This is a genomic window from Stenotrophomonas sp. 22385, from assembly GCF_052045085.1.
GTDB lineage: Bacteria > Pseudomonadota > Gammaproteobacteria > Xanthomonadales > Xanthomonadaceae > Stenotrophomonas.
Genome location: NZ_JBQEOG010000004.1, coordinates 80,909 through 94,269, shown reverse-complemented (window position 1 = coordinate 94,269; position 13,361 = coordinate 80,909). Strand labels below are relative to the sequence as shown.

The following is a 13,361-nucleotide window of genomic DNA, read 5'->3' as shown; positions in this document are numbered from 1 at the left end:
CTGTGAGCGTCCGCTTCCGGCCGAAAGTGGACGTTCGGGGAGGACAGAGGCGCCGACCGTTGTAATGTCCCCTTTCGACGGCGGTTTCAACTGGTCAATGCAACAGCTTTTTGATATCGCTCGATCGGTGCCTGGAAGTCCAGGGCCTTGCGTGGCCTCTCGTTTAGTTGCCTGGATGCAGCGCCAGCTTACGAGCCTTGGGACGGTGTGCCCGGTCCCAGACCTTGTCCTTCGCTTCATCCACAACACTCCTGCTGCTTAAGCAGCTGTCTGTGTTTCATCGAACATATGAAACCGCCACCCAAAGCGGACACCACGGGCGACGACTCAGCGCCAGTTCATCGGCGATCCGGCTGATTCATCGGCGGCTTCTGGGGCTTGGTCGCAAACGGGTTGCCACGCCCCCACGCGGATGGCAACTTGCAGCGGCGATCACGTCGACCTGGAGCCCCGCATGACCCCCGTTGCCCTGTACTCGCCCGATCCGGCCCGCGGCTGGCTGCCCTGGGCCTGGGTGACGCCGATCCTGATGATCCTGTTCAACGCGGTACCGGTGATCGCGCTGGACGGGTGGATGCAGTCGCAGCATTGGTCAACGCCGGGTGGCGACCCGATCGGCCGCGCTGGCTTGCATGCGCTACTGTGGATCGGCTTCGCGCCGACGCTGGCGGCCGTGCTCGCCTGGGTACGCTTCGTCGAAGGGCGCTCGCTGGCAAGTATCGGGCTGACCGGTCCGGCGCCGCTGAAAACCTTCCTGCGCGGACTGGCCGTCGGATTCGGCACAGTCGCGCTGGTCGTAGTCGCGATCTGGATGGCTGGCGGCATGCAGGCGGCGGGCTTGGGGCAGGCGTGGCGGTCGCCCGCCAGTCTGCTGCACATCGGTCTGCTGCTATTGAGTTTCACGTTCCAGGCGAGCGTGGAGGAAGTCATCTTCCGCGGCTGGATGCTGTCGGCGGTGGCGCGCAAGACCAATGTCGCGGTGGCAGTGCTGCTGGTGTCGCTCGTTTTCTGCTTCCTGCATTTCAGTCCGCACCAGCCGCCGCGTGTCATGCTCGGCACGTTCCTGTTCTCGCTGTTCGCCTGCGCCTGGGCGCTGCGGGCCGGCAATATCTGGGGCGTAATGGGCTGGCATGCGGGGTGGAACTGGTTGCTCGCAATTGGCTTCGAACTGCCCGTCACCGGCATCGATGCGCACTTGCCGGCGCTGCTGGTGGCGCTGCGCCCGCAAGGCCTCGACAGCCTGACCGGTGGCGCGGAAGGGCCGGAAGGTAGTTACCTGTGCAGCGTCTTCTTCGTCGCCGCGATCGCGTGGATCCAGTGGCGAAAGACGCGCGGAGCTCAGAGCTTCTCGCCGACCAGCAGGTAACGCCACTGCCCTGGCGGCATCGCCCCGTCCGGGCCCCTGCCGAGATAAAGCTCGACCAGGCCCACCTTCGGCTTACGTTTCGCGACGACTGCTCCGGCCGGAAGCGGTCCTTGACCAAAGAGGGAGGCGGTAACGCATGACCCGGAACGAAGCCCAAGCTCAACCGAGAAGTGTCACGTAACAGTGCCTATGGAGTTTCCGCGCCTACCGAAGCACGGAATCAAACAGCACTCCGGCCTGCTCAATCGCCACCCGATGCGTAGCCGCCTTATCAGCCTCCACCGCGCACAGCGCGCCCACCCGCTCACGCCCCAGCGCAGTGCACTCAGCCAAGAAGTCGTAGTGGCCCACCAACGGCAACACCTGCAGCTGCGCCTTGCCATTCGCTTCGACAATGACCCTGCTGTTGGTGGCAGACGAAGCAACCTTATCGGCCGCACCCACAACCACCGACACCGGCACCTCCAAGCGCCCAAGCTCAGCCGGCTCAAACGCCTGCACAATCGCCGGCGCCATCAGGAACACACCGCGCACACCCGGAATACGACGATCCTCCCCAGCACCAGCAACCCAAGGCGCCAACGCCGGCGTAGCAGCCCCCGCCATCCGCCGCTCCAGCGTCAGCTCGGGATTCTCGGCCTGCGGCAGGCAGACCCCATCCTTCGGCGATGACTGGCAGAAGGCGATCAACCGGGACATGTCCGGACGCGCACCCGCCGCCACCAGCGCCGTGAACCCACCGGCCGAATACCCAACCAAACCCACCCGGTCCGCATCCACATGCGCAGACAGCTCGGGGTCGACCTGCACCGCCGCCAGCGCGGCGGCAAGGTCGTCGGCCCGGTTCCACGGGAGAATGCTGCCCGCGTCCGTCATCGGGTCCATGCCGTTGTTGCCGGGATGGTCCACCGCCACCACCACATACCCCGCGCGTGCCAAGGCGGTACCGAACCAGCCCATCATGCGCGCACCGCCGCCGTTGCCATGCGACACCAGCAGCAGTGGCCAGCGGCCGGCCGCAACCGGCGCATCCACGGCAGACGAACCCTCCTGGAAGAGTGGCGCGCCCGGCGGCCCTATCGCGAGCGGCTGCTCCTGCGCACCGGGCTGCGCCGGGTACCACACCGTGTAGCGCACGCGGTCGCTGTGCCCGGCATCGCGCACCGCTGCGCTGGCCGTATGCGCCACCCCATGGCTTTCACCAACAGCGGGGGCGGGCTGCGCCGCCCATGCCAACGGCACGAACAGACAGGACAGCAGAACGAGGGCGTGTGGCATTACTCGCACGGATGAATCTCCTTGGGTCAACTCAGGTTGGACAGCGGCAGCCAGATCTCCACGCCACCGTGTCCGGTGCGGTCGTCGAAGCGGGCGTCATAGCGTTCAAAGTCGGGTGCATCGGCGAGAGTCAGGCCGGAGCGGGGCAGGTGGTCGTTCAACAGCCAGAACCAGGTGGAGCGGATGGTAGAGATGTGGCCCGCATGCCACGCCACCAGATAGTCGCCGGCCGGAATGGAAACCGCATGCCAGGCCGACGGCACGGCGGCGGTCGCCCCGATCTCCATGCCGGCGATGTAGTCGAACGCCCCCTCGCCATCCCGGTTGCAACAGACCCCGAAGGCGATGTCCTTGCCCAATTCTCGGGTCAGCGCCAACTGCTGCCACTGCGAGGGAATGGACGCCACCGTGGCAGCGGTGTGGCGGGCGCGGATGCCGGCCACACGCAGCGGGCCCAGCTGGCGGCGTACCGGTTCCACCTCGCAGGCCAGGGGCGGGGCGTCCAGCTTGACGGCCTCCACCAAGGCCAGTCCCTGAAGACCTTCGCGCCGCACCTGTTCCGGTGCCTGCTTGAACTGCTCGGTAAAGGCATGGGTAAAGGCCGCATGCGAGGCATAACCAGCGGACAGGGCGACATCCAGAATGGGCACGCCGCCAGCGGCCAGGGTGCGTGCAGCCTCGGTCAGGCGACGCGCACGCAGGTAGCGCGCCATCGAGGTTCCCGTACTGACCTGGAACAGCCGTGACAGATGGAACGGTGAGAGCTGCACCGCCTCGGCGATCTGGGCAAGCGACGGATTCTCGGCGAAGTGGCTTTCGATATACCACAGGGCCTTGCGTGCCGCTCCCATGACGCCTGCTCCGTGCCAGTGACTGGGTGGGAGCGTACCGCAGGGCGGGGGAGTGCGTTTGCGGGATCTTGCTGTTGGTGCGCGGTATGGGTTGGGAGCGACAATGTTGCGGGTTGTTAAGTGAACCTTTTTGCTGGCGCAAGCAGCTCCGGAAGTGCGACCTGGTGCCTTGGTAAATGCGTGCTGGCACACGGAATCTCACGAAATCATTTGCTCGCCAAATGCTTTTTCGCGGGTCCATTGATGCCATGAAGCGCGACCGGACGACGTCGAGTTCCAGTACCCTCCCGTCTGTCGCATGGTGTCCCTTGGGTGTCAGAACCCGATGTGGAAATTCATGTTGAACGTCCTGTGTCGGGAGGGTGGCGCAATACAACACCCTCGCGGAAATACGTCGCACCGTATCCACATCACGGTTCTGAACCTCCCGACTCCCTCGCCATCCCGGCGAGGGAGAACACAGAGGAGAACCATCATGCACGACGACTGGACGAACTTGACCCCCGAGCAACGCGCCCGTCTCAAGGGCTTCTGGCGCGCACCAAAGAGCGTAATGATCAATGCGCTTCATCACGAAGGCCTCGAAACCTATCCCGGCTGCCCAACCATTCCCTGCCTGAAGACGAGGGGGCTATGGATGCGTGGACTGGGCATCGAGCCTGGGACGCGGATGTACCTGGGGCTCGGGCGTGAGCTGTTTGTCCTGGCGGCAGACCCGTCGCCGGAGGCGCTATCCAAGGCCATAGTGCGATTTGAGAAGACTGGGGGCCGTTGGGAGCTGGGGCCAGTTGGGTGACCTGTGCGTTGAACGGGGCGGCGGCAGCGCCGCTGCGGGGCGTAGATAGGTGTCGGGGAACGCCCTATGGAAGCGCCCCCCGAATCCGTGCAGTATCGGTATGGACGAAAGTAGGAGGCGACATGGACGTTCGTTTTTTGATGCTCACGGTTGGCTTGTTGATGTCGTCGGTTGTGGCTTCACAGATTCACCCGGCCAATGGTCCTGCGCCCCCGCCACAACCCCATGCTAAGAAGCCGGCACACAATTCGATGGCGAGGACGACAACACCGTTCAACATAGTAGGGTTTAGAGCGCTGAGCCCCCAAGATAGACGATTCGCCAGTAATCCCCTACCACGCCCCGAGTGTGGAGAGAGCCCTGATTATGGCCTGCGTCTCTAAAGGCTATGATCAGGGACCAGTCGACTCGGTTCTAGCGGAGGACGCGGTAAAGTGATCGACTTGAAAGCATTGCGGGTAAGGGGCTACGGCAATTTGGAGTCAGAGTCCTTTGAATCATACTTGGATCGCTGGCCGAAGCAGCTGCGGCAGTTTCCTGAAGACGTGATCCGCGAATGGGTGTGGCGACACTGGGGTGACTTCGAAGTCTTGTGGGCCGACCGTGGGCTCGAGCACTTTCAATTCAAGCTATGCTCTTACAGTAACGCGGACATTCTGGGGATTGGTCGCTTTGATTCTTGGGATGATCTGGCCTATCGCTCCCTGGATCCACTCGATCCGTTGGACTTCTGGGTCGGACGATACATGATCAGTCATGGCACCTTTCCTGCTCCGATCATTGTGGCCACCAATAGCGCAGGCCTGATTCACCCCCGCGGATTACCCATGCCTCCTAGTTTGCTCATCGAAGGTCATAAGCGACTGGGCATGTTGCGCGGCCTGCTTTCCTTGGAGTATCCGAGCGTACAAGCGAAGCATCAGGTCTGGGAGCTCACTCTTCCGACAGAGCGCTTCTTATAACGCTCTTCTTGGGGCATCGCACAAGCCGACGCCGAACTGCTACGAAGGATAGGCGCTCGATGGCGGGCTCACAGACTATTACCCGCTTGGCCGCTTGGCCGCTTGCCGCTTGCCGCTTGCGCGACACCTTCGCATTCTAGCGAAACGCCACAAGATAGCGCAGCTTCTGCCAAGGAGCGGCCGCGATAAGATGGAAACCGTGCGTGCACGATCTGGCGAGGCGCGGGAATATTTGAGCCCGCGCCCCGAGCACTTTGCTCTGACCGCCGAAGTAGAAACAAGAACTGATCGATCAAGCGTAGAGACTGCGCACTCTGCATCCAGGCGAACTCCTTCGCGGCGACTGACCGTAGTCTAGGCGATGCACACCATCAAACTCGATTGAACGGATAGGCTGAACTGATAAGCTCTACTTAACAGCACTGAATGGGCGGGGAGGGGACGTGGCTTTTTATGACGTGGGAGATCTTCTGGCGAAGGTCCCGTTGGATGATCTGGTGAGCCGACTGAGCTTGAAGGTGGAGCGCCGCGGACATCAAGTGACTGCTGTGTGCCCATTCCACCAGGATACGCGGCCCTCCCTCAACCTGTACGCGGCCGCAAGGGGAATGCCAGCCCATTTCCATTGCTTCGCGTGCGGCGCACACGGCAACGCGATCGATTTGGTAAAGGAGGTAAACGGGATCGATTTCAAGGCCAGCGTTGAATGGCTCGCTAGGCAGTACAACGTCCAGCCCGTGCGGGGCAGGCCAGAAACTACTCAGAGAAGAGGGCGAAGAACATCGGCGTTGGACTTTGCTCTTCAACAGTTTGAGCTCCACCACGATGCGGAAGAATTTGAGCGCTGGAGTGCCGAGCGCGGGTTTACAGCGGAGTTTTTGTACGGGAAGGGACTGAGATGCATAACTGGCCCGGTCCTCGTCGCCGCTGCAGAGATGCGGGAGGTGGGAGAGGCACTGGAGTTGCTCGATGGTCTGTTAGAGCTGGGATTGGTCCGCCGCTTGCGAACACCCGTTGGGACCCACCAGCTCAAGCTGGATTACCGCGAGCAATTCGATGACTACTTCGCTGATGGCCGCATCGTAATTCCGGTATACGATGCTGAGAAAAGAAGCCAACGGGTAGTCGGCTTTGCAGGCAGACTGCTGAACGACGTAGCAGACAGCGATGTGCCGAAGTACAGGCTTACACCTGGCTTTAAGAAGGCCGATTACCTGTTCAATGCACGGGCTGCCTTCGACGGAGTAACAGCTCAACTTAAGGACAACAAGCCCTCCAGACTGTGCCTCGTTGAGGGATTCTTTGATGCATTACGCTTGGATTACCTTGGGCAGCATGCGGTTGCGTTGATGGGAACAAGCCTGAGCAAAGAGCAGTTTGGGCTTTTGTCCGGCTTCATTGAGGCTCGCCCTGATAATGCGCAACCGCTGAGCCTGTGTGTTTTTCTTGATAACGATGTAGCCGGGTTCAACGCCACCGACCGAATTGTCAGAGAACTTCTGGGGGTTGCTGGATTGGACCTGCAGTGGATAGGCGTCCATTGGCGTACGCGGCCCGGGATTGGCAAAGACCCGGATGCGTGTCTGCGCGATGTCTCTGGAGAGGAGCATGCAGAGCAGTGGCTGCAGGAGTACAGCCTACCAGCGGAGGCAGCCCTATTAGTTGCATCGCTGGGGGGGAAGGATAGCTCGGTGCTGGAAGAGAGCTGGCAGAGCATGCCCGTGGAGGTAAAGGAAAGAGCGCTCTTTCGCACGGCGCTTGCTATACACCGGTCGCGCGGTAGGCGGCAGCAAAGTTCTTTCTCTTTGCGCCTTGCGCGAGTCGACTCAAGCTGGGCCGATGATCTAGGTGAAGTCCTCAAGGAAGGCGCGCAGAAGCATTCTCGTACTTCCGAGATGGTCTACCTCAATGGCGATTATGAGAGGACAGCATTGGCACGGACGCTGGCATACTTTGGATCGCGTCGGGGTGAACTCCCTTGCGATGAAGAAGCCTGGCTTACACTAAGCGCAAATGCACGCCTGTTTGACGCTGTAGCACTTGACCGATTGAAAAGCGTGATCGCCGAAGGGGGTGTGTGGCGCCAGGCGGCACCGTTTGACGCTGTCAACCTGCCCAGAAAACTGAGCATGGAGGAGAGCGTGCTGAGCGACCCGCGGCGCAAAGTAATGCCGCACCCGGCTGATTTGCACGTGCAACAGATCTTCTTGAATGAACTACTCACCGAACGGCATGACCGCATCAGTTTGGATGGAAGAACGTTCTCCGCAAGTATTCCAGCTGTCAGGTGGTACTCATCACGGGATGAGGTGGTCGTCTCTGGGCCATTCTCGGCTCTCAACGCGCCGGATCTGCAATCCGGGGAGCCTGCGACGCTAAGTTTCGGGTACCAGATCGACATGGAGGTGCTGGAAGGACACAGGACGCCCTCAGATCAGGGTATGTTCCGTCCATTCGGCCAATGCTGGCACGACTTCATGAATTGCCTTAGCAAGCAATGCCACGCCATAGGTTCGCAGGTGCATGTGCTTCGCTTGGACGTTCGCCGGTATTACGACACCGTGCAGCGGTTTGTAGTGCGCGACAGCTTGCTTTCACCATTGATTACAGAGCTCAACGAGTCAGGACTGCCGAAAGGGCTTGCGGACGTTCTGGGCCTGAGAGACAACCAAGGCGCAAAAGATTGGGCCGAATCTCTCGAACGTCTATTGATGGGGTTCCTGTTTGGGTACAACTACCGGAGCCCAGAGCAGGACGGGAAGGACGCGTGGAGCGAGGAAACTATAGGAATTCCGCAGGGACCGGTGATCTCAGCCTACATTGGTACTATCGCGCTGTTTCCATTGGACAACTGCGCGCGAAAGTTCATTCGTGAAAATGGCAAGGTTTCAGATAACGGACAGTATGTTCCGAGAGCGGGCTATGCTCGCTACGTCGACGACATTGTCATATTTGCCGACAGCGCACAGCTCCTTGGCCAACTGCGAGAGGCACTGCAGGCCGAAGCACGGCTATCTTCAGTAGCCTTGATTCATAAGGGCGATCGCGTACGTGCGGGATCACCAGAGCAGGTGATGAGGCAGTTGAACGAGGGCCGAGCTTTCGCTGGATCGGTCCCAGGATGGGAGGCGCCGCTGGTAGGAGACGGCGAGGCTGGTTGGGGCTTGGCAGAGGACATGCCCAGAGTTGACCGACAGTGCGCCTTGCGGATGCTGCGCCACCCGGACCTTATCGCCAACCCGCCGTCCATCCTGCCGCAGGTTCAGGCGGCAATGGCAGCCGAGGACTTGCGGCCTAACGATCTTGGGCTTTGCACCCGATTGCTCTGGTGGTGGCTTGCCTGGAAAAATGAGGATCTCGTGGACCGGGCTAGTCACGAAATCTGGGAAGAATACTGGGGGTTGTGGGAGCAGGCATGCCAAGGGCTTACGGAGCGGTGGGACAAGGCCTTTGAGCAGCGTGGCTACCACTGGCTGTATGCCATCGAGGGGTTAGATCGCTTGCTCGATCCCAACCCTTGGATCGAGAACGGCCAGGCGATGGAAGAGGTACCAAAGAACCGTTCACGTCGCCAGGCGTTGGCGCATGCCGTGTGTCGTCGCGATTTCTTCAGCTTCCTCAACGAAGTAGCCGCCAGAGAGAATTTATCGCACCTGCAGCGTCGCACAAGGCTGACGGCGTCGAAGGCACGCCGACTCTCGCGCCAAGTGGCTTCTGAGCCTATGGTAATCATTCATCACATAGGGGCGGTGACCTCTTTGGAATGGCTATGCCTGGCCGCTGAGGCGCTACACGCGCTACCGGTTTCCAGTGATTTTGCCGAACGGCAGCCGCTGAACGAGCTCAAGAATCGCGAGAGCGTCCGTTCGCAGGGAAACCACGGCCTGAGTCGAGCCGATGCCGTGCGTGATCTGTTGAAGAAGACAGAAGCCGCTGCCGAACTGGGGATTGAGCATGGCGAAGAGGAAGAGGATGAAGCTGCGGCCCGAGGTATGGCTATAGATTTTGTCCTGAGCAGTGCTCCAGGCCCGAAGGGGCTGAAAATTCTGGCGACGTTCAAGCACCTGTTCAAAGCAAACGATGTTGAATGTCTAAAGTTGATTGCGCACCTGCCGGTTGCACACGAAGAAACGCCTGAAGAAACCTCACTTTTCGCTTTCGCGAACGAGGTTGCCTCTCAGAGCAAGCGAATGTTGGTCTACACCGTGCCACCCAAGGCCCAGCGATCACGTGATTTCATCCACGTCGCCCTTGGTGAGGCTGACGTTGCAGTCGCCTTCTCAGCACTTGAATTCCGTCCAGAGCAAAGCACAGCCGAGTACCTGGGCGTGGAAGCAAGCGCACAAGTGGTCTCATGGAAAGAGATTGGTCCAGAGGAAATAGCATCACTCGGCTCAAGGACAAGGGCGGCCGCCGCTTTGTTCGACGGGTTATATGCAATGCACCTCGCTGAGCTTACGGAGGATACGGTTTACGTACCCTTCAGGCCTCAGTTGCTTCAGCAGACGGATAACGGAGTGGTACTGGTCCACCTTGTCGGCGAACCGATCAGGCGCGAGTTCCTCGGCGTCAACGCATGGTTCCACGATTGGGATGGGCGAGTCCGCACAACGAGTGTACCCAAGGCTCATGCCAACCTTTGGCGGGTGGGGTGGACAGTTGCCGACGTACTGGGCATCGCGGGAGATATGTCAGGGGAGACTGGAAGCCGCGAGGAAATGCTGCCCGACGATGCCCTTGAAGGGGAAACATCTGTTGAGCGACGACAGGGACTGCGCAGCGAACTGATGGAGGGGTACGTGCTGAGGCAGCAGCTGCGCAAGCTGCAGGGCGCTTACCTGTCCGAGGCGCAGATCTCTCCTTCAGGAGCGGGAGAGCGGGCGCTACCAGGGACGGTAAGGCGGGCATTGGACCTCTTGCGGGATTATCCGGCCGAGGCGGACGTTCGGATCAAGACGCAGCATGTGCTGATGATGGAGGCGCAAACCAAGGCCATGGCCCTCCGCCTGCGGAGCGGGGCTGGTGCTGACCTTCGCAACGTGCTGCACCTGGTCTTTCCGCAGACGATAGGGCGCCTTCCGCTGTGGCTGCTGCAGGGCATTGACTTGGGCCAATCCGGGCCAACACCGCAGAGGATGCGCCCCGAGCTTTCATTGATGCACGCTCTGTATGGCGCAATGCGGGATGCCACCGGAATGAGCGGCGCCGGGCCTAATGCCGACACCGCACCGCCGCTGCGGGTGGCACTGGCCCTTGCTGTGTCCACGGCTGGGCTACGTGGGAGTGTCGCGGCGTTATGGGGGCTGTACCAGGACAGGCATCGACTGAAGGATCAACTGCGCCTGCCCGCGGCCTGGGTGCCCGAAGAGCTACGCGCCAACCCGCAAGCGGACTACAACGCCATCTCCAAGTGGCTCAGCAATGCCGATTGGCCTGCACTTGAAAGGGCAAGCCCGTGGCACTGGATGTTAGCGATGGCAGGGCTGCTGGATGCCAGTTTCCCGCAAGGTTTAGATATTCCAGCCTTGGCGGATGTTTTTTCCGTACTCCGTGCATGGCAGTACGGAGATGCGGCGCCGACGCTGGGCGAGCTGACCTACGAAGAGGCGATGTGGCCGTTTGATGATCTGCCCATACTCAGCATTTCTGACTGTGATGCACTGGTAGATGCAGTCAACGCAGCTACTGTTGACCTGGATGCACTGCTGGGGCTTCTTGTCGTTCGCGCGGAGGCACCGAGCTTTGGCAGAAATAGACATACCGACGAATTCACCGACGCGAAACAAGTTGGCTGGCAGATGTCTAAGCCGCAATACACGGCTCTAGGAGGGGACGACGTCCAGCGGGTGGAGCGCGGAAGGCGCAGGTTGTCTTCCTGGACTGAGACACGAAGAAAGGCAAATGAAGAGCTTGTAGCGGTTCACTGGCTGGGCGGGAAGCTGGGAACTTGGCTTGGGCTAGAAGTTGACCGCGAGATGTCCAACCCGGTTAATCCTTCCAACGCAGCCCACGGCGAAACGGCAGGTGTTCTTCAGAGACCCGCGCCGATGCAGGGAGCAGAAGATAAATGCTCGACAGAGAGCGAGGGCGTTGTTCTTGTAGCACCAAACCCTTCGCGCGCCACTAAGCGTGACGACAACGTTAAAGACGGCGTTACCGAAAGTCGTTGGGATGACAGCGGGGAGGCCGCGTCGGAAGCGGGCGCCCGCCTCGGGACTGACTTCTTTGCCAAGTTGCGCGAGCTACAGAACGCCTCCTTGGATATCCGAAAGAGGGGGGGCGGGGCTGACATGGACGGTGCCGCCGCCAAGCGCGGCACCCACTTCCGCGTAGCACTGCTACAGCTAAGCTCAAAAGACACCTACTGCCATCCTGTGGCTGAAGTTGGCATTGATGGACTCCCGCTAAGCAAGCATGCCCGCGACGAACTGGCGTTGAAGCTTGGTAATGGGACGCTCAATAAGGCTAGGAAAGCGGGCCAACAAGGGAACGAACATCAATGGAACCAGCACGTAGATGTCATCTCATGGCCGGAACATCGGCGACGTGCGGTGTTGGGTGAGGCACTCAACGCGTGCTATAGGCTCGGCGTGGAATTGCTGGTACTGCCCGAAGTGTCCCTTCGCAAGGAAACGGTCCAATGGATGAAGACTGAGTTGACCGCACACTATCCCGGGCTTGCAGTGCTGGCCGGGACTTACCGAAATTTTTCCTCTGAGAGCCATCAAGATCACTTGAAGGAGGTCCTCACGCTACTTTGGCGGCCCGAGAAGCCGTTACTCGATAAGTTCGGGCTTAAAGAGAAAGCGACCTTTGAGCTTTCGAGGGGCAAGAAGTACAGGGCAGTAGCCGCCCATGAACTATTTAAGCCAGACCTAAGCCAGCTTGCGCCACTTTATTCCGATGAAAGCGTGTTTAATGCAATAACCCAACTACGCGCAAAACGGCACGAGGATGATAGCTGGAGTTCAGAGCAGGTCAGAGGATTGACGGCGGCACTTGCCAGTGGCGCCCCTAAACTACGCCATTGTATGGAGCTGATCTGCTCGGAGCTCTTCTTGCTTACGAGCCCAGCAAACCGCGGGCCTCTCGTGCAGGAGCTGGAGAGAATACTCACTTTGTTCGGTGAGTCGAATCCATCAATACAAGCCCGCACCCAGGTTGAAGAAGATTTGCGTGCAGTGGGCGACTTGCTCACCATCGCGCAAACACAACGCGAGCGGCGTTCGGTGTTGCTGGTGCCCGCCCACACCACGCGGAGCAATGACTATTGGCATGCAGGGCAGGCCAGCGTACTTGCATCTGGGACGGCCACGGTATTCTGCAATGCGGTCCTTGATGGCGCCAGTGGAGAGAGTTGCTTCATCGGGATTGACTCTGTCACGCGTTCACCATCACCTGGGGGAGTGGTTAAACTGCTTACGCCATATCACGGGTGGCATACCGGCATCCTCCAGCCCGACGGTAAAGGCGCCTTGTCGAACAAGGACGAAGCGCTCGTAGTCGTCGATATGGACCCGGTGCACGTTGTAAGCGGAAAGCCGCGACCGCAGCTACTGCCTGAGCCCATGACATTGGTGGCGTACATGCCTGTAGTTGAGGTCGTAGATAAAGTACAGAACGGCAGGATGCTGGCAGAGGCCTTGGTATCTATAGAGAAGCCTCAGCGGCAGACCACGCTTGAAGAAGCCGCTTGGGTAGCCAAGAACGCGCAGACGCTTGCGGAATTGGAAACTCTACTAACCAGCAAGCTATTCAGTTCAATCGGTACGCCATGCACCAAGGAGGAATTTGAACAGGCATACAACAGGCTAAAGACGGCTCACTCAGGAATGATTGACGAAGCGGAACATATTGAGACGGCGCGGAGCCTCTCCGCATTCTTCCCCAACCCGAGTGCGGTTTACGAACGCTTCAACGCCTGGCACAAAGACAGGCATCAGCAACCTGGCTTGAAGGTAGGCGGGAGCGAGGGAATCGAGCCTGCTTGGCTTGACTTCTTGGTTGCGGATTTGACCTGCCGCGGGGATATTCCCGCACTGGAAGTGCCGTCTTGGGCTGCTCCCGCACCGGACGATTGAAGATGCGCAGAACGTGCGGAAGGGAAG

The 13,361-nt window shown here is 60.0% G+C and carries 6 protein-coding genes; 4 read left to right on the top strand and 2 right to left on the bottom strand.

All coding sequences use genetic code 11. The annotated features are described in order from the left end of the window. Positions 1-454 precede the first annotated feature (454 nt). Entirely contained in the window at positions 455-1,366 is a 912-nt protein-coding gene (locus tag ACTJI4_RS08965) for a CPBP family intramembrane glutamic endopeptidase (protein WP_440869096.1), read from the top strand. Positions 1,367-1,570: 204 nt separating this feature from the next. Here the strand turns inward: ACTJI4_RS08965 and ACTJI4_RS08960 are convergent, their stop codons facing one another. Both ACTJI4_RS08960 and ACTJI4_RS08955 read right to left on the bottom strand, forming a co-directional pair. After that, positions 1,571-2,644 carry an alpha/beta hydrolase family protein gene (locus tag ACTJI4_RS08960; protein WP_440869262.1) on the bottom strand — a complete coding sequence of 358 codons (1,074 nt, stop codon included), beginning with the start codon at positions 2,642-2,644 and terminating at the stop codon, positions 1,571-1,573. A gap of 26 nt (positions 2,645-2,670) precedes the next feature. Next, on the bottom strand, positions 2,671-3,495 hold the full coding sequence (locus tag ACTJI4_RS08955) for an AraC family transcriptional regulator (RefSeq protein WP_440869095.1): 825 nt from the start codon (positions 3,493-3,495) through the stop codon (positions 2,671-2,673). Between the two features lie 475 nt (positions 3,496-3,970). On the opposite strand from ACTJI4_RS08955, the gene ACTJI4_RS08950 reads away from it, so the two are divergent. The 3 genes from ACTJI4_RS08950 to ACTJI4_RS08940 all read left to right on the top strand — a co-directional run bounded on the left by ACTJI4_RS08950 (position 3,971) and on the right by ACTJI4_RS08940 (position 13,334). After that, positions 3,971-4,291, top strand: coding sequence for a hypothetical protein (locus tag ACTJI4_RS08950; RefSeq protein ID WP_440869094.1), 321 nt, complete (start codon positions 3,971-3,973; stop codon positions 4,289-4,291). A 434-nt stretch (positions 4,292-4,725) separates the two neighbouring features. Continuing rightward, the gene (locus ACTJI4_RS08945; RefSeq protein ID WP_440869093.1) at positions 4,726-5,253 is read left to right on the top strand and encodes a hypothetical protein; all 528 of its coding nucleotides are present in this window, start codon (positions 4,726-4,728) and stop codon (positions 5,251-5,253) included. 443 nt (positions 5,254-5,696) lie between these two features. Further along, on the top strand, positions 5,697-13,334 hold the full coding sequence (locus tag ACTJI4_RS08940) for a CHC2 zinc finger domain-containing protein (protein WP_440869092.1): 7,638 nt from the start codon (positions 5,697-5,699) through the stop codon (positions 13,332-13,334). The last annotated feature ends 27 nt before the right edge of the window (positions 13,335-13,361 follow it).